The following is a 20,762-nucleotide window of genomic DNA, read 5'->3' as shown; positions in this document are numbered from 1 at the left end:
CGGCGATTCGATCTTGTCGAACGGTCCGAGCAGTTCGCGGAACGTGCCGGCGTCGAGCAGCGAGCGGGCGCGCTCGCGGGCGGACAATTCAATGAAGCTTTCGCGCAGCATCGACGCGGGACGTACAGTGGCGACGGTCGTCATACGTCGTCTTCCTGTTCCGCGGCTTCGATGGCTTCCGCAAGCCGCAGCGCGACGACCCCGGGTGTCGCGCCGAAGTCGTTGATTTCGATCTGCGCCGCGCCGTCGTAGCGCGTGAAGAAGCGGTCGAGCACGCTCTTCCAGATGTGGCTGTAGCCGTCGACACTGGTGCGCACAACCACATGCGCGGTCAGGGCCGCGCTGTTTTCAGCAGGCGACAGCAGCACTTCCAGATCGCCCGAGCCGACCACACCGACATGCGCGCGGGTCGTGACGGCGCGTTGCGCCGGATAGTCGAAGGTCAGATGTTCCATGAGGCTGAGCTCCCGCTGGCGTCGCGATGCGCCAGCATGTCGAGAAAGAGGGTGGCGGCGAGCAGATCGGCTGCGCCGCCAGGCGATGCGTTGAGCGACAGCAATGCGTGTTCGAGTGCGACGAGGGCGGCGTGGCCGTCCGGCGTCGAGCTTCCGCCCGCTTGCAGCACGCGGCGCGCGCCTTGTTGTGCTGCGTGCAAACCAGGCAAACCCGCGCGATGCAGCAGGCAGGTGTCGTCGAGCGACACCATGATCGAGAGCAGAGCGTCGATGCGCGCGGCGTTCTCGTCGACTCCGCTGGCTCGCGCTGCGAGCAACGCGGGCAAACCGATATCGATGACGTGCGGGAAACCGTCCTGTGCCTCGCGGCGCGCTCCGCCTACCTGATAGCGCTGTCGCGCGCGCTCGCCGTGACTATCGGCAGGCGCGGCGAAGCGATCCGGGAAGCAGGCAATCTGCGCTGCGAGCGTGCAGACGTGCGACGTGCTCAGACGCGCGGCGCTGCGTGGCATCGACGCACCCGCCACCAGCAAGCCGACAATCCAGATCGCGCCGCGATGCGCGTTGCTGCCGCCGGTGGCCTGCAGCATGGCCTGCTCGCCGGCGCGGCCGATCTGCGCGAGTTCCGCACGCAAAAGCGCGGAGGGTTCGCCACGGTGGCGCGCTGCACGTGCAAGCGCCGCGAACGTCGGTTCGAGCGCGTGTGCCGAGCGCAGCATGGTGGCGAGATCGAGGTCGCGATGCGCACCGCTGCCGCGCTGGTCGACTAACGCGGGTTTCGGCGTGAGTTGCGCTTCTTCGATCAGCGCGGTGACGGCGTAGCGTGCGAGTTGGGCATCGGACAGTTCCGTCTGCCGTACCACCGCAGCGCTGTTTGCCGTGCTCGCCGCATGCGCCACCGTGCCCGTGTGGCGTGCCGGCGCGATGCGCCAATGCACGTCGACGTCAGCGGCCGGCGCGGCATAGCCCGTGGACCTGACCATGCCCGTTTCTCGCGCGATCAGCGCGGCAGCACGAGGAATGAGTTCAGCTTTCGCCTCCGGCATGGCCTCGGCCTCGCGCTCGAGCAAAGCAGCGGGCGCCATCGTTACCAACTCCTGAAGCGCGCCGGCGGCGCGTACAGCCCACCCGACCACGTCACCAGATCGTCGATGCTGCGTGCCGCCAGCAGCGAACGCTTGGCTTCCCCACGCCGAATGCCGAGATCTTCCGGATACGCGACGATGCCGCGCCGACGCAACTCGGCGGTCTTCTCCGGCTTGGCACGCAGCCCGATCGGTGTCACGCCGGCCACGGCAGCCAAGGCTGCGCGCCGCTCGTCGATCCCTTCGGCTTTATGCAAATACGCGATGCCTTCCTCGGTGACCACGTGGCTCACGTCGTCGCCGTAGATCATCACGGGGGCGATCGGCATGCCGCTCTTCGCGCCGACGGCAACCGCGTCGAGTTCATCGACGAAAGTCGGTTCGCCGCCTTTCTTGTAAGTCTCGGCCAACTGCACGACCAGCTTCTGTCCGCGCGAGACCGGACCCTGATCCTTCAGCAGCTTGAGCCACGCTTCGCTCGAATGACGCCGGCCGCGCGGATCGTGGCCCATGTTCGGCGCACCGCCGAAACCGGCAAGGCGGCCGCGCGTCACCGTCGATGAATTCGCGTCCGCGTCGATCTGCAAGGTCGAGCCGATAAACAGATCGACGCCGTATTGCCCGGCCAGTTGGCACAGCACGCGATTCGAGCGCAGGCTGCCGTCGTTGCCCGTGAAAAATACGTCGGGGCGCGCTTCGATGTACGCCTCCATGCCGACCTCGCTGCCGAAGCAATGGATGCTGTCGACCCAGCCCGATTCGATCGCGGGGATCATGGTGGGATGTGGATTGAGCGTCCAGTTGCGGCAGATCTTGCCCTTCAGGCCGAGCGATTCGCCGTAAGTGGGCAGCAGCAATTCGATCGCCGCGGTATCGAAGCCGATGCCGTGATTCAGCGAGCTCACGCCGTACGGTTCGTAGATGCCGCGAATCACCATCATCGCGGTGAGCACCTGCAGGTCGCCAATATGACGCGGATCGCGCGTGAACAAAGGCTCGACGGCGAACGGCCTGTCCGCCTGCACCACCACGTCGACCCACGAACCCGGAATATCGACGCGCGGCAATTCATCGACGATCTCGTTGACCTGCACGATCACGATGCCGTGCCGGAACGCGGCGGCCTCCGCGATAGTCGGTGTGTCTTCAGTATTCGGGCCGGTGTACAGATTGCCGTGGCGGTCAGCTTTTTCCGCGCACAGCAGCGCGACGTGCGGCGTGAGGTCGACGAACATCCGCGCGTACAACTCGACGTACGTATAGATCGCGCCGATTTCCAGCTGGCCGTCTTCGAGCAGTTGCGCGACGCGCAAACTCTGCGGGCCGGCAAACGAGAAATCGACCTTGTGCGCGATGCCGCGCTCGAACAGCGTCAGATGTTCAGGACGGCCGATGCTCGAAATCAGCAGATGCACGTCGTGAATCTTTTGCGGATCCACCTTGGCGAGCGAACGGGACAGGAAATCGGCCTGCTTCTGGTTGTCGCCTTCGAGTGCGACGCGGTCGCCAGGTTGAATCAGCGTTTCGAGTGCATCGACGATGCGGTTTGTCGGCAGGACGCCGTCTTCCAGCCACGGTGCAATGGCCGCGAGGCGACGGTTCTTTTCGTCGCGGCGCGTGGTCCAGGAACGTGCTGTGGTGGAAGCTTCGACGGCTTCGGCGGGTCGGTTCATCGGCGGATTCAGCTCCCGGTGGTAGTGCGCGTGCGTCTGGCGCGCGGCTTGGGTTGGTTCGCAAGCGCGGCTTCCGCCTGCGCGCGTTCGGTCAGGAAACGATGGAGCAGGTCGCCGGTGCCGAGCAGATGCGCGACGACCAGAGACTGTGCCGCAGGAATATCACGGCGTTTGACAGCGTCGAGCAAGGCGGCGTGTTCATTGTCCGACTCGCCTTTGTACGACGGCAAGCCGAACTTCAGACGCAGATACCGTTCGCCGCGCCGATGCAGCGTGCCGATCATATCTTCGAGTTGCGGACGGGCGGCGGGCGCATACAGGCTCATATGAAACGCCACATTACGCGCGACGTACAACGATGGGTCCGACTCGCGTTCAGCGGCGCGGCACAGGCTCGCGGATTCGCGCAGCGTGGCGGCGGTGTGATTCGGAATCGCGAGGCCGATGGCGAGGCTTTCCAGCGCGGAGCGGATTTCGTAGATTTCGCGCGCCTCGTCTGCAGACAACGGCGCGACGGTCGCGCCTTTATGTACGGCGGCTCTCGCCCAGCCTTCGCTTTCGAGCTGGCGCAAGGCCTCGCGCACGGGAATAGCGCTGACCGAGAAATGCCGGGCGATTGCGTCCTGCCGCAGCGGCACGCCAGGCGCCAGCGTGCCGTCGACAATCGCCGCGCGCAGCGCCTCCGCGATGACGCGGGACGTGCTCTCACGCGGCGCCGCCGCGGGTAGAAGCGGACTGTGCGCCGGGGCGTCCAGGGGAAAACCATCTATTGCGTCGCTCATAAGATCAAATATTATATATAAAAATGTGCGTTTTGCAGGCGGACAAACCCGGAAAGTTTTTCACCACCGGCGACCCGCGGTGTGGTCTCAACGTTATACGAGGCACATCGATTCACTAGCAGGCGCGTCATCCCGTCGTTCCCTTTACGTAGTCCAGGTACGCCACGTACGCCAACCGCAGGGCCGGAGGAGCATGATGAATTCACTAACCGACCGCACGCCGGTCGCTCGGCGCCGCACGCCGCTCAATCGTTCGCAGATCGCAGGGTTTTGGGGAGCATGGGCCGGCTGGACGCTCGACGGGATGGACTCGTTTATCTACGCGCTAGTGTTGACGCCGGCCTTGACCGAGTTGCTGCCGCGTTCGGGATACGCCGCGACACCCGCGAATGTCGGTCTCGCCGGTTCGATTCTGTTTGCGCTGTTTCTGGTCGGCTGGGGGTTGTCGTTCATCTGGGGGCCGTTGGCGGACCGTTTCGGCCGCACCAAGGTGCTGGCGGGCACCATTTTCACGTTCGCGATTTTCACGGGACTTGCCGCGACCTCGCACAACGTGTGGGAGCTCGCCATTTACCGTTTCATTGCCGGGGTCGGCATTGGCGGCGAGTGGGCGTTGGCGGGGACGTATGTGGCCGAGGCATGGCCGGAAGATCGCCGCAAGATGGGCGCGGGTTATCTGCAAACGGGTTATTACGCGGGATTCTTTCTCGCGGCGGCGCTCAACTACACGATCGGCGTGCATTACGGCTGGCGCGCGATGTTCCTGACCGGCGCCGTGCCGGTGGTGGTCGCGATTCTGGTGCTGCTGCGCGTGAAGGAATCGGAGAAGTGGCAGAAAGCGGAGGCGCGCACCGTGCATGTCAAACCGCTGCGTGAAATTCTCGGGCCGACGTATCGGCGCCGCACGTGGGTCGCGTGCATTCTGCTGACCATCGCGATTGTCGGTTTGTGGGCGGGCGCGGTGTATGAGCCGTCGGCTGTGATTCAATTGGCGACGAAGGCCGGCATGACGAAGAACGATGCGATCAGGACGGCGTCGCTGGCAACCGGCTTGCTGTCGATCGCGACGATCCTCGGCTGTCTTGCATTGCCGCCCCTGGCTGAGCGGATCGGCCGCAAGAAGACGCTGGCGATTTACTTCGTCGGCATGGCGGTGGCGATTGTCGGCAGTTTCGGCTGGGCGTTCTATCTGCCGAACGGACTCGCACCGTTTATTGCGTGGCTCTTCGTGCTGGGCTTCTTCGGTGGCAATTTCGCGCTGTTCAGCTTGTGGCTGCCGGAGCAGTTCGAAACCCGCGTACGGGCGACGGCGTTTGCATTCTGTACGTCGTTCGGACGGTTTATCGGGGCGGGTGTCAACTTCCTGCTCGGCGCGGCGGTGCTGCATATGCATACGCTCGGCGTGCCGGTGGCGCTCACGGCGCTGGCGTTTATCGTTGGTTTGTTCGTGATCCCGTTTGCGCCGGAGACGAAGGGAGAGGTGTTGCCGCAGTGAGATTGGCCGTTTGGCTGAGTGGCGAGAGTCGATAGTAGCGGGCATGCTTCCTACCGGTTAGACGACGTTTCCTTCGTTTTTTGGGGTTTGCCGACATGTACAGCAATCTGTACAATGAATGCCGGGCTCAGGATAGTTTTATCTCAGAGTCGCCGACCCACATAGCAGCCGCCGTGGCATGAGAAATCCGCTTGGCGGTGGAATCGTCTCTAACTTTTGATAGGAGCGACTGGAGGGCAACCTCCCAGGTCGAGAAACGAATGAACGTCCTTACTTACAGCGAGGCGCGTGCCGGCTTTAAGCAAGCGATGGACGACGTCTGCCGCGATCACACGCCCATGCTGATAACCCGACAGAGCGGCGAAAATGTGGTGATGGTTTCGCTCGAGGATTTCAATGCGATGCAGGAAACCTTGTATCTGTTGAGTTCATCGAAGAATGCCCAGCGGCTTGCCAAATCTATCGCTCAGTTGAATGCCGGCGGTGCGACTTCGCGCGACCTGCTGACCGATGAGCAAACAGAAAAGCCTCAACGAGGAGGCCGCAAAGGCTGATAGTGTTTTTATGTTCACAGACGAAGCGTGGGACGACTATCGGTACTGGCAAGAGACTGATCGAAAGGTCTTGCGCAAGATCAATACGTTGCTAGAGGAGTGTCGGCGCGATCCTTATCGCGGTACGGGAAAACCGGAAGCGCTGGTGGGCAGCTTAAGCGGCTTCTGGTCACGACGCATCACTCATGCGGATCGTTTGGTTTACCTACCGGGAGACGGAAAGATCTATGTGATTGCTTGCCGCTTTCACTACGACGACTGAAACGAACAACCGGGCGCATTGCCCGGTTGTTTGTTTAACGCATCAACGCATGCAGCCCATGCCACGCGCTACAACCCTCGCAAGGCGTACGCGCGCACGGCAGTGTGTCGGTAAGCGCTGTGTGACCAGCGTGCGATCAGTCCGCAACCGCGGGCCTCATGCTCAATCCTCAATCCGCGTGATGCCGCGCCCGTCCACCAGGACGCAACATCGAAAGCAGCGGCCAGCCGAGATTCACGCCGAGGCTTGCGATCACGATCAACGCCATGCCCGCGAGCTGCGGCAGCGACAGCGCCCGTCCGTACACAACGGCATCGACCACGATCGCCGTCAGCGGATAGACGAACAGCAGCACGGCGATGATCGGCGTGGTCAGCTTCGGCAGCGCGCCGTAAATCAACACATACGACAGCCCCGTATGCAGCACGCCCATGCCGACCAGCCAGAACCACTGCATCGGCCCGATATGCACGGCAGTGAGCGGCGCAATGAACGGCAGGCACACCACGCCGACCGCGCACTGTGCGAGCGTCAGCAGATGCGGCCGCAAATTGCCGAGCCCTTTGGCGATCAACGTGACGCTCGCGTACAGCACCGATCCGGCCAATGCCTCGCCGATCCCGATCAGATAGCTCGTGTGACCCTGCAGATTTTCGGTAGCCGCAACGCCTGAGGCCAAAACAAGCCCGACGAACGCGGTCGCGATCCAGCCGAGCCGGTCGACCCCAAGGCGCTCGTTGAACAGCGCCGCGCCCATCAGCACGACCCAGAACGGCTGCACGTGAAATACCACCGTCGCCACCGCAATACTGGTGCGATGAATCGCGTCGAAGAAACCGACCCACTGCGTGACCATCAGCACGCCGGAGATCAGCGCGAGCGCGACGGTGCGCCGTGTGAAATGCGCGCGTGTGAAGAAGCCCTTCCACGCGCAATATGCGGCGAGCGAGAGGAAACCGAACAGGCAGCGAAAGAACACCAGCGTCAGCGCGCCGAGCCGCGCTTCCTCGACGAAAATGCCGAGCGTGCCCATCAGAAGCCCGCCGCTGGCCAGCGTAATTGCGCCTTGTTGACGTTGGGTGAGGGACATGCCAGGCAGCTCCGTAAGAGGGAGTCTCAAGTATTGCGCGGCTTGCACAGCACCGACAAACGAATTAAATTGAGTAATTCCATAAGCTGGATTGATAAATCATGCACCCCGAATTCGACGTCGATTTGCTGCGCACCTTCGTGGCGGTAGTGGAAACGGGCAGTTTCACGAAGGCGTCGATTACCGTGCATCGCTCGCAGGCGGCAGTCAGCATGCAGATCAAGCGGCTCGAAACCATGCTCGGCACCACGCTGTTTGCCCGCAACACGCGCAATCTCTCGCTCACGCGGCCCGGCAATACGCTGCTCGAATACGCACGGCGTGTACTGGCGTTGCATGAGGAGGCGTGGTCGGCGATCGTGCGGCCCGAGGTGACCGGGCGCGTGGTGCTGGGCGCACCGGACGATTACGTGTCGTCGCTACTGTCGCCGGTGTTGCGGCGCTTTTCGAATCTGTATCCGCATGTGGAGATCGAGATCGTCTGCGCGCAGAGCACGTCGCTCGCGCCGATGCTGGCCGATAACAAGATCGATCTCGCCTTCGTCACCCGCGACCGCAAATTGCGCGGCGAATTCGTGCGCAGCGAGCCGATGGTGTGGGTGGGGGCGTCGGTGGATACGCCGGTGCTCGCGGCGTCGCCCTTGCCGGTCGGGCTTTACGAGCCGGGCTGTGTCGCGCGCCAGCATACGCTGGCGGCGCTGGACGGTGCGCGTATCCGCTATCGGGCGGCGTTTAGCAGCGCAAGTCTGATGGGTCTGGTGGCAACCGTGGATGCGGGGCTTTCGGTGATTGCGCTCACGCGTTGCAGCGTGCCGCCGCGGCTGGCGATTCTGGGCGAAGCGCAAGGCTTGCCGAAGATCGCGCCGCTGGAAATCGTGGTGGCGCGCAGCGCTAAATCGGACCGGCCGACGTGCGATTATCTGGCCGCGCAGATGGTGCAGGATTTGTCGCTGCGCACGCAAACGCGTGGGGCGGCGGCATAACTGCACCGCTCAAGCTCGCGGATAAGCCGTGACCTCACCATCCACCGCTAGCCGCACGTGTTCGCCCGGACGCGGCGACAGATACCCAGGCACGCGAGCGCGCACCACGGTCCGCGCGCCGGACTGCAATTGCAGCGCGACGCCTGCGTCCTGCCCCTGAAAGATCACCTCCTGCACGACGGCGTCATATGACGCCACGCCATTCGGCATCGTTTCTTCGGCCCGCAACAGACGGATCTGTTCAGGCCGCACCATCACGTCGACCGCGCCGTTGCCCATCGGCTCGCCCAGCGGCAAATCGCCGAGCTCGCAATTCACGCGATTCTGCTTGACCACGCCCGGCAATAACACCGCTTCACCGACGAACGACGCGAGTTCACGCGTCACGGGCCTGCGGTACAGCGTCTCCGGCGTCGCCGTCTGAATCAGCCGGCCGTTCCAGAGCACGGCGACCTCATGACCGAGCGACAGCGCTTCCGATTGATCGTGCGTGACGAGCACGGCGGTCGCGCCGGCCGCGGCCAGGGCGCTCGCCACCGCTTGCCGCGTTTCGAGCCGCAGTGCGGCGTCGAGCGAGGAGAAGGGCTCGTCGAGCATCACCAGCGTCGGCGACGGCGCGAGCGCGCGAGCCAGTGCGACACGCTGCTGCTGACCGCCTGACAGTTGCTGCGGCGCCCGCCCGCTGAAGTTCGCCGGCAAGCCGACCAGTTCCAGCAACTCGGCCACACGATGCCGCGCGCGGCGCTGCGTGCGCGGCAAGCCGAAGACGATGTTGTCCGCCACGGAAAGATGCGGAAACAGCGCGCCTTCCTGCGGCACATAGCCGATGCGGCGCTGCTCGGACGGCACATGAAGGTTGTCGCCGGCGACGCGGCGGCCGTCGATTTCGACGCTGCCGCTATCCGCGCGTTCGAAACCGCACAGCAGGCGCAGCAGGGTGGTCTTGCCGCTGCCGGACGGTCCGAGCAGCGCGAGCAACGTGCCGCGCTCGACGGAGAGATCGATGCCGTGCAGCACCGGATGGCCGTCGAACGATTTTTGCAGTCCGCGGATACGAAGTTCGCTCATGAAAATCCGATGTCTAGAAGCAGGGCGAGGGTGCGCGATGTTCAGTTGCGTTCGCCGAGTAATGCCGATTTGCCGAGCAAGGCGAACAGGAGGCCGGAGGCGAACAGCGAAATGCCGGTGAGTAGCGCGGCGTACGGCGCTGCGGCGGCAAACGCCATCGTCGACGTGTCGGCCCAGACCTGGGTCGCGAGTGTTCGCGTGTCGATGGGGGAGAGCAGCAGCGTTGCGTTGAGCTCGGTGACGACCGAGATGAACACCATCGCCGCGGCCGCGCCAAGTCCAGGCCCCGCCAGCGGCAATACCACGCGCAACAGGGTCTGCGACCAGGTCAGACCGAGGGCGCGTGCAGTCTCTTCGAGACGCGGCTGCGCCTGCATGAAGGCGGCGCGCACGCTGACCAGTGCCACCGGCATGAACAGCATCGCGTACGCGATCACCAGCAGCGTCGCGCTTTGATAGAGCGGTTGCAGCGCATGTACCGCGAGCGACACGATCGCCAGCGCGATCACCAGCCCCGGTATGCCTTGCGCCAGAAAAACAGTGCGTTCGAACAGCGTCGCGAAACGCGTCGGATAGCGCACTAGCAGAAACGCGAGCGGCACGACCAGCAGCGTGGTCAGCAGCGCGGCGGCGAGCCCGAAACCGAGCGACGAGATCGTCGCATCGAACAGCAGTTCGGGCGACACGTCGGCCGGTGTGACGGCAGCCGCGCCCGGTTGCGTGAGCCAGTAGCCGATCATGCCGAGCGGCACGCCGAGTGTTGCGATCGCCAGCGCAGCGAACCCGGCCACGACGATCCAGCGCCACGCGCCGAGGTCGTAGCGCAATACCGCGCGACGTGTCCCACGATCGACGCGTTCATAGCGTGCCGCGCCGCGTACCCGAAACTCGAACGCCAGCACGATCAGGCAGATCACGATCAGCAGGCACGCGAGCAGCGAAGCGCCGCCGCCATCGAAACTGGTGCGGTATTCCGCGTAGATTTGCGTGGTGAAGGTGCGAAAGCGCAGCAGCGTAAACGCGCCGAATTCGGACAGCACGCCGAGCGCCACCAGCAACATGCCGCCGAGCAGCGCGGGGCGCAGTTGCGGCAACACGACGCGAATGAAAGTAGCCCAGCGATTGCAGCCGAGCGCGCGCGCGCTTTCTTCGAGCGCCGGGTCCATGCTGCGCAACGCCGCGGCCACTGGCAGATAAACGAGCGGGAAATACGCAGCGCTCAGCACCAGCAGCGCGCCGTTGAAGTCCTGCAGATCCAGGCTCAGCGACACCCATGCATAGCTCGAAATGAAGGCTGGCATCGCGAGCGGCGCGGCGGTGAGCACGGCCCATATGCGACGCCCCGGCAAATGCGTACGTTCGACAAACCATGCGGCCGCCGTGCCGACGACAGCGCAGACGAGCGTGGTCGAGACGGTGATCAGCAGCGTGTTGACCAGCAGTTCGCCGACCAGTGGCCGGAAGATCAGATCGACCGCCTCGTCGATACCGAAGCTCGCCGCGCGCCAGAAGGTAAACGCAATCGGCAGCAACACCAGCAAAGCGCTGAGTGCTGCTGCCGCGAACAAACCGCGCGGCGCGCGCAAACGGGCGCGCGCTGGGGCGGAGGTTACAGCCGGAGGCCCGGCTGACACGGCATCGCTCATTTACAGCAAGCCTGCCTGACGCAGCAGCTTGCCTGCCTGGCTGTCGTCGCCGAGTTGCTGGATTGTCAGCGCCGGCGGGTTCAGTTCAGTGAAGGGCTTGAGGATCGGGTCCGGCGCAACGCCTGCATGCAACGGATATTCGAACATGACGTGGCTGTTCGCCATCAGCTTCTGTGCGCGCTCGCTGACCAGATACGCGAGAAACTTTTGCGCGCCGTCCGTGTTGTGAGCGGAGTTCAGCACCGCTGCGCCCGACACGTTCACCAGCGCGCCGGCGTCGCCGTTGCCGAAGTGATAGATCGCGCTGCGGGTTTTCGCATCGCCGATCTCAGCGTGCAGACGCGCCCAGTAGTAGTTGTTGATCAGACCGGTCGCGACGCCGCCGCGATTGACGGCGGCCACCACACCTTCGTCGTCGTCGAAAATCTGCGAGTTGGCTTTCAGGCCCTTCAACCATGCGACGGTTTGCGCTTCACCCTTCAGTGCGAGCACGGCGCTCACGAGCGGCAGGAAGTCACCGTCGCTCGGTGCAATGCCGACCTTGCCTTTCCATTCCGGCTTGGCCAGATCGAACAGCGACTGCGGCAGTTGCGATGCCTGTACCTTGGTCGTGTTGTAGGCGAGCACGTTCTCGCGTGCGGTCACGCCGACCCAAACGCCGCTCGGCGAATTGAAGCGCGTCGGCACGGTGGCGAGCGTCGAGTCGTTCACGTGGCTCAATAGGCCTCTCTCTTCGAGCAGCATCAACTCAGGCGAGTTTTCCGTGAAGTAGACGTCAGCAGGCGTGGCGGTGCCTTCCGCGACGAGTTGCGCAGCCATCGCCGGGCCTTCGCCGCTGCGGATCTTCACCGAAATGCCCGACTCTTTCTCGAAGTCTTTAGCCAGCAGATTGACGACCTGCTCGTGCTGCGCGCTGTACAGCGTGATCGACGCAGCGTGGGCCGCCGACGGCACGGTCGCGAAGGCGGCCAGCGTGAGGGCGGCTGCGCTGCTGAGCAGGCGCAGGCGGGTGCCAAACCAGGAATGAGCCATGATCCTAAAATCCGTTAGTGATGTTATTGGTCGTCGATATGCCGCTTGCCTCGTGGCATAGCGGCTTACTTCGCGGCTTGCATTACGTCTCGAACAGTCCCGCGCCGATATACGAACCCGGCTTCGCGCCCGGCGGCACAGCGAACACCGCGCTGCCGACGTGCGTCGTGAACTGGTTCATCATGTCGAACTTCGCGAGCTTGTCATTGATCGGAATGAAGCCGGTACGCGGGTCGCTCTGGTGAGCGACGAAAATCAGGCCCGCGTCGTACTCGGTTTCCTGACGCCATGGCGGCCAGCGCTCGATATAGAAGTTCGTGCCGTCGTTGTATGAGTACGAACGGCGCAGAATCTGCGCACCGTTGTTGCTCGCCTGATTCGACAGACGCACGTGCGAGTTCTCCGGAATCACCGGATTGCCGTCCTTGTCTTCTTCCTTCAGGTCCACCGCGGCGAACTCGTTCTTCTTGCCGATCGGCGCGCCGCTGTACTTGTGACGGCCGAATATCTGTTCCTGGAAATCCACCTCAGTGTTGTCCCAGTGTTCGAGCGTGATCCGGATGCGCCGCACCACCGTGTAGGTGCCGCCTTCCATCCAGGGAGCGTCGGCGGTCGCGCCGGCCCAGATGAATTCGTTCATCAACTGCGGCTTCGCGGTCGACGGATTGTTGGTGCCGTCCTTGAAACCCATCAGATTGCGCGGCGTCTGGCCGCGCGGACCGGACAGGAAACCGGATTGGCCCCAACGCATCGCTGCGGTGCCGTACGCGACACGCGCCAATTGCCGGACCGCGTGAAACGCGACCTGCTGATCGTTCGCGCAGGCCTGGATGAACAGGTCGCCGCCGGTCTTCTGCTCGATCAACTGATCGCCGTTGAAACGCGGCAGATCGACGAGCGCGGCGGGGCGGCGCGTGGCGAGGCCGTAGCGGTCCTTGCCGTCCTTCGTGAACAGACCCGGGCCGAAACCGAACGTGATCGTCAGGCCGCATGGGCCTAAGCCGAGCACGTCGCCGGAATCGGGCGCGGCTTTGGTGTTGGTCTGGCTGTAGGCCGTGTTGTCAGCCGCGTTGTCAGCCGCGTTGTCAGCCGTATTGTCGGCCTTGGCATCGGCCTTCGTGACGACCTGCGTATCAATCTTCGTGTCGGCCAGTTCCGCTTTGGCCGCGGTGCCAGTCGGCAGCGGTGCGGCCGTGGCGCCTTGCGTAAGACGCGCAGCGGCGTCGGTCCAGGCGCGCAGCAAGGCGATCACGTCGTCGCGTTTGTCGGTCGTGAGATCGAGCGCGGCAACATACGTATGACTTTGCTGCGGCGTGACGATGCCGCCTTGATGCAGGGCGTAGAACGGTTCGACCGCCATCTGCGGATCGGCGTTGTGCGCCGGCGTCTTGCCAAGCGCGGCCTGGGCGACGCCGGTCGCACCGAGGCTCGCGCCCGCTGCGACCGCCGCACTGCCGGCCTTCAGAAATCCGCGCCGTGAGGGCCGCGGGGGTTGATCGTTTGCCATGGTTACTTCACCTTCAGTTGGCCGTGGGATGGGCCGGGTTTGCGTCCGGCTCTGAGGCCGGGTTCGCTTCGCTCTTTTGCCTTGCTGGTTTGCCTTCGTTGCTCGCGTCGCTGCTTTGCATCGCTGACTTGCATCGCTTACCTGGCCAGCACCAGCGTGTTCACGTCGTCCTGCACGTAGTAGAAGCCGTCGCCTTCGGGCGTTATCGCGAGACCGAAGAGGTCGCCGTTGCCCGGGGGCGATTGCGCCTTGTCGGTATCGATCCAGCGTGCGTAGAGTTGCTTGCCGGTGGCAGGATCGATTTCAACGATCTGGCCGTTCAGTGCATTGGTGACGAGCAGGTGGCCGTTAGGCGCCGTGACCATTGCGAGCGGGCGATGCAGCAGGCCGTCGGCAGTCAGTTGGCGGCCCACGCCCGCGCTGGTGTCGCGCGTCATCGGGTCGTCGATTTCGGTGACACGGTTGCCGATTGCATCGGACACGTACAGCAGTTTCTGATCGCCCGACAGCGCGAGGCCGGTCGGACCGACGAGGAACACGCCCTTATCGGCCTGCGCGCCGAAGCCGCTGCCGATCACGGTTTCCTTCTTCACGACCGGCGGCTTGCCGGCCAGCACATCGAGGTCCAGACGCAGCACGGTGGCCTGCTTGAACACCGGCGGATTGCCGTTCGCACCGCCCACGCCGAAGCCGGCGTTGCTGACGAACAGCGTCGCGCTCGTGCCGTTGTCCACGACCGCCATGTTGCCCCACGGATCGTTGATGTTCGGGCTGCTGATGGTCGACGCGACCTTGCCGTTCGGATCGATCACGATCAGGCAGCCGGCGCCCTTGGTGCCGGTGGTGCCGTCATTGCTCGGCGTGCTGCCGACGATCACATAGCCCGACTTGAGCATCGTCATCGCGGTGGACAGGCCGATGCCGCCCGGGCATTCCTTCAGATCGCGCGGCACCGTGGCGAACACCGTCATCTGTTTGGTGTCCGGGTGATAGTTGATGATCGTGCTGCCGGTGCCTTGCAGATTGGTCGAGTTATTGAAGTTGCCGACCAGCACGTCGCCCTGCTTGACAGTACCGGCCGTGACCGGCGCGACCACGACCGCATACGGATTCTGGTCGCCATTTTCCGGCACGGTATTGATCAGCGTGGTGTGATGCTTGACGGTTTCGAGGAAACCTTGCGGTTCGGCGTGCGCGACGCCGGCCGTCGCGAATGCGGCGGCGCTGACGGTTGCGGCAATCAGGGCCCGCGCGGCGCGCGGCGAAATAAGGCGCGTGGGGTTGTTCATGAGTGAGCCTCCGTGCCTGCGCACAAAGCGGTGGTTGCGGTCATGATCGAAAGCATGGGATTCGATTGGGCTAGAGCGTGTGTGATGGCTGGGAACGGCATCAGAATGTGATGTTGGTCCGCACGCCGATGACGAACGTATTGCGCAGCGGCTGCGTCGGATCGCTCGGGTTCTGGCCGGCGCCGGCATTGAACGTGTATTGCGCATCGGCTTGCAGTTGCCACCACGGGTTGACCTGATACTGGTAGGTCGCTTCGAGCGTGGTTTCGCTGGTGCGCACGCCGTACGGGCCGCCACTGAATGCCAGGTTATCCTGATCGAGACCATTTACGTGGTTGCCGATCTTGATGTACGTAAGCGCGATGCCGGCGCTGTCGTTGTCGCGGCCGGCGAACGGCGCCTTCAGCACGATGCCGAGGTTGGCGGCGACGCTCACCAGGTTGCGGTCGCCCGGTGCGCCCATCACGCGCGCGAAGACGTTGAGGCTGCGCGGCTCGTCCGGATCCGGACGCCAGATCATCTGGTCGGCTACCGCGTAGAAGCTGTAGTCGCCGTGATGATTCTGCGCAACGCCGGTACTTGCCGGGTTCGCGAGCGAGAGGCCGGTGTTGTCGAAGCGCTGATCGGCGAAGCTGCCGTTGTTGTACCAGACGCCGACCTTGTAGGTGCCCGGCAAACCGCCGCCACCCATGCCGACCATTTCGCCGTCGGCCGGCTGGTTGATCGCGTACTGCAACTCGCCGATGAACAGCGTGCCGTTATGCAGGTTGAAATTGGTGCCGCTCTTGTTGTTCGGATTGTTGCCGAGCGGATCGCCGTCGAATACGCCGGCGAGCGCCGTCAACGAAGGCGTGATCTGTCCGCGTACGCGCACGCCGAGATCGGCCAGCGGATAAGCGGGACCGCCGTTAGGCATGTCATACGACGGTAGCGCGGGCCAGCCGAACATCGTGTTCACGAACAGTGCCGAGTTCGTGCTGGTGATGAATTCCTGGTCGATACTTTGCTGACCGACCTTGACGTCGACGCGTTTGTTCAGGAACGACTGCTGATACCACAACTCCCACAGGCGAGTGGTGTCCTGGGCTTCGATGCCGCTCGCCGTATTCAGCGTGCCCAGCTTGTTGGCGCTGAGGTTGGCGCCGTGGATCTGCAAGGCGCTGACGTTGAAAAGACCACCTGGCAAACCGAACGCTTTTTGCGTATCCAATTGCACGGTTGCTGTCGTGAGACCGTCATAGTCCGCGCCGCGCGCGAGGCCGCCGCGGACGTTGCCGAGCACTTCACTGGTTTCGGTGAGCGCGAACGTCACGCCGTATTTGCCAAGCCAGGGACGTAGACCGCCGATGTCGCCGAGCATCGTCGGGCGATTCCAGAAGCCGGTCCATTGATTCGTTTGAGTCGCCTTGACATTCAGGTCGGCTTCCGGCGCTTCCGGTGCGGCATCGGGGTTGGCGTCGGCCATTGCGGTGCCGGCAGTCAACGTGGCCCAGGCGAAAGCCGTGCAGAGCGCGGCGTGGCGCATCGAGGGCAAACGCGAGCGGCGCATGGCGCTGGCGCGCGAGGCGGAGTCGCGAAGCGAACGCGCCTCGTCGACGGGTTCTGTTGATTGGGCGAACTTCATCGAAATCCTTATTTGTGTTGTATCGACTAATCTGGGCATCGCGGCGGTACATCACTGTGCGCCTGCGATTTACTACATCGGTTCGCGACGCCGGATGCAGTAGATGGCGAGATCCTACGCATGCGGAATAGGTGCGTCAACACAAATGAGAACGATTCGTATCAATATTACTGATGTGTAACTCTGAGCTTTACGTACTGCTCCGAAAGGTTGTTTGTATGCAATTTAAATGAAATTAAATCGTAATGCTTCAGTATGGTTTCGAGCAGATCAAACCAGCACCGGAGTAGCGGGTGTTTTCTGAAGTAGCCGCCGCGCCCCGTAGAGGGGCGGCGCCAATAGACCCGGTCGGGCGACTACGAAGACAAGGGGAGGTGGACGCCTTGGGCAGGCAACAAAAGAAGCTATGATCATCTTCCGAAGCCTCGCTGTTATGCAAAGCCCTGAAATGCCCCACGCCCAAAACCATACCGGGACAACACCGATGTCACACACAGTGAATCTGGAAAATTACTTCACCCGCATAGGCTACAAAGGACCTCGCGCGGCGACGCTGGAAGTACTCCAGGAACTCCATAAGCTGCACCCCAGATCGATCCCCTTCGAGAACCTGAATCCGCTCACACGCCGCGCGGTAAAACTCGATATCGAGTCAGTCGAACAAAAGCTGATCATTCAACACCGCGGTGGCTACTGCTTCGAACAGAATGCGCTGTTCGCGAACGTCCTGACGCAATTAGGCTTCAACGTAACGCCGCTATTAGGCCGAGTCCTGTGGGGCCGCGAATCCGACGCGATCCCCCCTCGCACGCATATGGTCCTGCGCGTCGACATGGAAAGCGAAGCATGGATCGCCGATGTCGGTTTCGGCAGCGTGACGCTAACAGCGCCGCTGCGCCTGATCGCAGGTACCGTGCAGCCCTCGCAACTGGGCACGTTCCGTCTGGCCGATGCCTCGCACGACGCGCTCTACCTCGAAGTTCAATCCCACGATGAAACATGGGCCCGCGTCTACCGTTTCGATCTGCACCCAGTCGAATGGATCGATTACGAGACCTCGAACTGGTACACCTCGACCGCGCCGGACTCTGTCTTCCTGAGCAACCTGATCGTTTGCCGGGTTCTCGCAGAGTCGCGCCTGATACTACTCAATGACCAACTGAACGAACGCGCCGCGGACGGCCAGCTCATCAGCGAACGGCAACTAAAAAATGCTGACGAACTTGCGGCCTGCCTGCGCGATCAATTCGGTCTGAACACGGGTGACATCGACATGGCGGAAGTATTCGGGCGCTTGCGCTCACCGGCGGCGGGCTCGGTCTGAGCCGAGAGCGCAACGGGCACCTATAACCAGCAATAACCACCAACGACCATCAGCGAGCGCCACGAACTCATCATGATCACGCGCCTCATTCTGCAAACGGTGGCCTGGCTTATATGTATGGGCGCGCTGCTGTTCGGCGCCGCCGGTACCCTCGCATGGCCTGCCGGCTGGTGGTATCTGATCGAGACGGGCGCATTGAGTTTGTGGGTTGGCCTCTGGCTGGCACGCCACGACCCGGGCCTCCTTGCCGAGCGTCTCGCGCCGATCGTTCAGGCGCAGCAAAGCCGCTGGGACCGCTTCTTCATGGTCGGCGTGGCGCTGATGTGGACCGCCTGGCTCGTCCTGATGGCGCTCGACGCGATGCGCTATCACTGGTCGCCGCCGCTGCCGGTATGGCTGGTGAGCCTCGGCTCGCTCTGCATCTTCCTCTGCATCTTCATGTGCCGTTTCGTGTTCCAGGCCAATAGCTTTGCCGCGCCGGTCGTGAAGATCCAGGCAAGCCGCGGTCACAAGGTTATCGACACCGGCCCCTATGCCCATGTCCGTCATCCGATGTACTCGGCCGCGCTGCTGTTGTTCGTCGGCACGCCATTGCTGCTCGGCTCGTGGTGGGGTCTTGCCTGCGTGCCGCTGCTGGTGATCGGTATCGGCTGGCGCGCGGTGCGCGAGGAGCGCGTACTGGCAGAGCAACTCGAGGGCTACACCGCCTACACCTCACATGTGCGTTACCGCTTCGTACCGTTCATCTGGTAGGCGCGCAATGCGCCAATTCGAAGCGCGCCAACCTCTCAAGCGCCAACCTGTCTAGACAAAATGCACCACGCTGACGCACCCAATCGAACGTGGTGCATTGTCTTTTCACGTTCAGAACTCCCTTAAAAGCCTTGTCGCGCGGCAATTCGTAGGGGCTTACCCGATGATTCTGGCGATTTCGAACAAATCCTCTTGCGACTGCTTTTTGACTCATGCAGACTTGTCTATACAAATTCAGCGGCAGTTAAAAAATCCAGATCGACGGTTTCCTCAATCAAAGGAGTTTCGACGTGAAAGTGAAGCGCACGACGTTAGCAAAAGTATTGATGGGCGCCGTTGTCGGCGCCGCGACGATTTTCGCGGCACCGGTGCAGGCCAAAGACTGGAAGACGGTGACGATCGCGCTGGAAGGCGGTTACGCACCCTGGAACCTGACCTTGCCGGGCGGCAAGCTGGGCGGCTTCGAACCTGAACTGGTCACCAACCTGTGCGAGCGCATCAAGTTGCAGTGCAACCTCGTGGCGCAAGACTGGGACGGCATGATCCCCGGTCTGCAAGCCGGCAAGTTCGATGTTCTGATGGACGCGATCTCGATCACCCCGGAGCGCGAAAAGATCATCGCGTTCTCGAAGCCGTACGCCGCCACGCCGGCCACGTTCGCCGTGACTGACGCGAAAGTGCTGCCCAAGGCCCTGCCGAGCGCGGGCGTCGTCAAACTGTCAGGCGATCCGAAAGCCGACCAACCCACTGTCGACGCCTTGCGCAAGCAACTGAAGGGCAAGACCATCGGCATTCAGTCGGGCACGGTCTACACCAAGTTCATCAACGACGGCTTCAAGGACGTCGCCACGATCCGCGTCTACAAGACCTCGCCTGAGCGCGATCTCGATCTGGCCAACGGCCGCATCGACGCCTCGTTCGACGATGTGACGTACTACGCCGCCAACATCGACAAGAAAGACACTGCGTCGATCGTCATGGCCGGCCCGAAGATCGGCGGCCCGATCTGGGGTCCGGGTGAAGGCCTCGCATTCCGCAAGCAGGACGCGGACCTGAAAGCGAAGTTCGATACCGCGATCAGCGCCGCGCTCGCCGATGGCACCGTCAAGAAGCTCTCGACCAAGTGGTTCAAGACCGACGTCACGCCTTGATTCGCCTGAGCGCTCAGATGGTGGGGCAGGCGTGGAGCGAGTGAAGTGAAGAACCGCGTCTGCCGGCTGGTTGGATCCGCTGTAATGGATGAGAGGTAGGGAATGGCTCTGATAGAGATGCTCGGCTTCGGGCCGGAAGGCTGGGGCGGCGTGTTGCTGCTTGCAGCATTGATGACGGTGGCACTCACGCTGGCGGCACTCGCGGTCGGCGCCGTGTTCGGCGCCCTGATCGCGGCGGCCAAGCTGTCGCGTTTTCGCACGCTGCGCGTGATCGGCGATGTGTACACCACCGTCTTTCGTGGCGTGCCTGAGTTGCTCGTCATCTATCTGTTCTATTTCGGCGGCTCGACGCTCGTGACCACGATTGGTCAATGGTTCGGCGCGGACGGCTTTGTCGGCGTGCCGCCATTCGTGATCGGCGCACTCGCGGTCGGCATGATTTCCGGCGCGTATCAGGCCGAGGTGTATCGCTCTGCGGTACTCGCGGTATCGCGCGGCGAACTCGAAGCGGCGCGTTCGATCGGCATGCCCACCATGACGATGGCGCGCCGCATTCTGATTCCACAAGTGTTGCGTTTCGCGTTGCCGGGCATCGGCAATGTCTGGCAATTGAGCCTGAAAGACTCGGCGCTGATTTCCGTCACGGGTCTTGCCGAACTGCTGCGCACCAGTCAGGTGGCGGCGGGTTCGACGCATCAGTACTTTACGTTCTTCGTGGTGGGCGGCGCGCTGTATCTGCTGATGACCAGCATCTCGAACCGGATCTTCAACCGTGCCGAAGCGCGCGTGGGCCGATCCTTCAAGCGCAACTTCGCGCGCAACTGACGAGGACCGGACATCATGCATTTCGACTTCGATTTCCTGCTCGACACGCTGCGGCAACTGATTGCTGCCGTGCCGACCACGCTCGGGCTGTTCTTCTGCTCGCTGATTCTCGGCGGCTTGCTCTCGCTCGTGATCGTCACGATGCGCGTGTCGCCGCACTGGCT

Annotated in this window: 19 protein-coding genes and 2 pseudogenes; 9 read left to right on the top strand and 12 right to left on the bottom strand. The window is 63.0% G+C overall.

Annotated elements, in window-relative coordinates; all coding sequences use genetic code 11:
* From VFE81_RS23070 to VFE81_RS23050, 5 genes and pseudogenes are all read right to left on the bottom strand, one after another.
* Window positions 1-144 (bottom strand): annotated as a pseudogene (locus VFE81_RS23070) (biotin-independent malonate decarboxylase subunit beta); the annotation flags it as partial.
* Window positions 141-455 (bottom strand): malonate decarboxylase subunit delta, encoded by a 315-nt coding sequence (locus tag VFE81_RS23065; RefSeq protein ID WP_325046806.1) that lies wholly within the window; start codon window positions 453-455, stop codon window positions 141-143. The pseudogene VFE81_RS23070 and the gene VFE81_RS23065, both read right to left, overlap by 4 nt.
* Window positions 443-1,540, bottom strand: coding sequence for a triphosphoribosyl-dephospho-CoA synthase (locus VFE81_RS23060; protein WP_325046805.1), 1,098 nt, complete (start codon window positions 1,538-1,540; stop codon window positions 443-445). The genes VFE81_RS23065 and VFE81_RS23060 overlap by 13 nt, the downstream gene beginning before the upstream one ends.
* A 2-nt stretch (window positions 1,541-1,542) precedes the next feature.
* Entirely contained in the window at window positions 1,543-3,213 is a 1,671-nt protein-coding gene (gene mdcA, locus VFE81_RS23055) for a malonate decarboxylase subunit alpha (RefSeq protein ID WP_325046804.1), read from the bottom strand.
* An 8-nt stretch (window positions 3,214-3,221) separates the two neighbouring features.
* Window positions 3,222-3,995: a GntR family transcriptional regulator gene (locus tag VFE81_RS23050; protein WP_325046803.1), complete on the bottom strand. Its 774-nt coding sequence runs from the start codon at window positions 3,993-3,995 to the stop codon at window positions 3,222-3,224.
* Between the two features lie 196 nt (window positions 3,996-4,191).
* Here VFE81_RS23050 and VFE81_RS23045 point away from each other — a divergent pair, with 196 nt between their 5' ends.
* The 3 genes from VFE81_RS23045 (at window position 4,192) to VFE81_RS23035 (ending at window position 6,306) form a co-directional block, all read left to right on the top strand.
* Entirely contained in the window at window positions 4,192-5,490 is a 1,299-nt protein-coding gene (locus tag VFE81_RS23045; RefSeq protein ID WP_325046809.1) for an MFS transporter, read from the top strand.
* A gap of 260 nt (window positions 5,491-5,750) precedes the next feature.
* Window positions 5,751-6,044 carry a type II toxin-antitoxin system Phd/YefM family antitoxin gene (locus tag VFE81_RS23040; RefSeq protein WP_074287837.1) on the top strand — a complete coding sequence of 98 codons (294 nt, stop codon included), beginning with the start codon at window positions 5,751-5,753 and terminating at the stop codon, window positions 6,042-6,044.
* Window positions 6,045-6,054: 10 nt separating this feature from the next.
* Window positions 6,055-6,306 (top strand): Txe/YoeB family addiction module toxin, encoded by a 252-nt coding sequence (locus tag VFE81_RS23035; RefSeq protein ID WP_325046808.1) that lies wholly within the window; start codon window positions 6,055-6,057, stop codon window positions 6,304-6,306.
* 169 nt (window positions 6,307-6,475) lie between these two features.
* On the opposite strand, the gene VFE81_RS23030 is transcribed toward VFE81_RS23035, so the two are convergent.
* On the bottom strand, window positions 6,476-7,396 hold the full coding sequence (locus tag VFE81_RS23030; RefSeq protein ID WP_325046802.1) for a DMT family transporter: 921 nt from the start codon (window positions 7,394-7,396) through the stop codon (window positions 6,476-6,478).
* Between the two features lie 101 nt (window positions 7,397-7,497).
* Between VFE81_RS23030 and VFE81_RS23025 the strand changes: the two genes are divergently transcribed.
* Window positions 7,498-8,379, top strand: coding sequence for a LysR substrate-binding domain-containing protein (locus tag VFE81_RS23025; protein WP_325046801.1), 882 nt, complete (start codon window positions 7,498-7,500; stop codon window positions 8,377-8,379).
* Between the two features lie 9 nt (window positions 8,380-8,388).
* Here VFE81_RS23025 and VFE81_RS23020 read toward each other — a convergent pair whose 3' ends face one another.
* From VFE81_RS23020 to VFE81_RS22995, 6 genes are all read right to left on the bottom strand, one after another.
* Window positions 8,389-9,447, bottom strand: coding sequence for an ABC transporter ATP-binding protein (locus VFE81_RS23020; protein ID WP_325046800.1), 1,059 nt, complete (start codon window positions 9,445-9,447; stop codon window positions 8,389-8,391).
* Window positions 9,448-9,488: 41 nt separating this feature from the next.
* Window positions 9,489-11,093: an iron ABC transporter permease gene (locus VFE81_RS23015; RefSeq protein ID WP_325046799.1), complete on the bottom strand. Its 1,605-nt coding sequence runs from the start codon at window positions 11,091-11,093 to the stop codon at window positions 9,489-9,491.
* Window positions 11,094-12,125 carry an iron ABC transporter substrate-binding protein gene (locus VFE81_RS23010; RefSeq protein ID WP_325046798.1) on the bottom strand — a complete coding sequence of 344 codons (1,032 nt, stop codon included), beginning with the start codon at window positions 12,123-12,125 and terminating at the stop codon, window positions 11,094-11,096.
* Window positions 12,126-12,207: 82 nt separating this feature from the next.
* Window positions 12,208-13,632 carry a Dyp-type peroxidase gene (locus VFE81_RS23005; RefSeq protein WP_325046797.1) on the bottom strand — a complete coding sequence of 475 codons (1,425 nt, stop codon included), beginning with the start codon at window positions 13,630-13,632 and terminating at the stop codon, window positions 12,208-12,210.
* Between the two features lie 137 nt (window positions 13,633-13,769).
* The gene (locus VFE81_RS23000; protein ID WP_325046796.1) at window positions 13,770-14,921 is read right to left on the bottom strand and encodes a hypothetical protein; all 1,152 of its coding nucleotides are present in this window, start codon (window positions 14,919-14,921) and stop codon (window positions 13,770-13,772) included.
* A 100-nt stretch (window positions 14,922-15,021) separates the two neighbouring features.
* Complete coding sequence (locus VFE81_RS22995) at window positions 15,022-16,545, bottom strand: carbohydrate porin (protein ID WP_325046795.1); 1,524 nt, start codon at window positions 16,543-16,545, stop codon at window positions 15,022-15,024.
* Between the two features lie 484 nt (window positions 16,546-17,029).
* On the opposite strand from VFE81_RS22995, the gene VFE81_RS22990 reads away from it, so the two are divergent.
* The 5 genes and pseudogenes from VFE81_RS22990 to VFE81_RS22970 form a co-directional block, all read left to right on the top strand.
* Window positions 17,030-17,869 carry an arylamine N-acetyltransferase gene (locus tag VFE81_RS22990; RefSeq protein ID WP_325046807.1) on the top strand — a complete coding sequence of 280 codons (840 nt, stop codon included), beginning with the start codon at window positions 17,030-17,032 and terminating at the stop codon, window positions 17,867-17,869.
* Window positions 17,870-17,941: 72 nt separating this feature from the next.
* A complete protein-coding gene (locus VFE81_RS22985; RefSeq protein WP_325046794.1) occupies window positions 17,942-18,622 on the top strand; it encodes an isoprenylcysteine carboxylmethyltransferase family protein in 681 nt (226 codons plus the stop codon).
* 326 nt (window positions 18,623-18,948) lie between these two features.
* Window positions 18,949-19,773, top strand: coding sequence for a transporter substrate-binding domain-containing protein (locus tag VFE81_RS22980; RefSeq protein WP_414695641.1), 825 nt, complete (start codon window positions 18,949-18,951; stop codon window positions 19,771-19,773).
* 102 nt (window positions 19,774-19,875) lie between these two features.
* Window positions 19,876-20,598, top strand: coding sequence for an ABC transporter permease subunit (locus VFE81_RS22975; protein WP_325046792.1), 723 nt, complete (start codon window positions 19,876-19,878; stop codon window positions 20,596-20,598).
* A gap of 15 nt (window positions 20,599-20,613) precedes the next feature.
* A pseudogene (locus VFE81_RS22970) lies at window positions 20,614-20,762 on the top strand (ABC transporter permease); the annotation flags it as partial.

It is taken from the genome of Paraburkholderia sp. (assembly GCF_035656215.1).
Lineage (GTDB): Bacteria > Pseudomonadota > Gammaproteobacteria > Burkholderiales > Burkholderiaceae > Paraburkholderia.
Note: the sequence above shows the minus strand (reverse complement) of the source record. Positions and strands in the feature narration are given on the sequence as shown.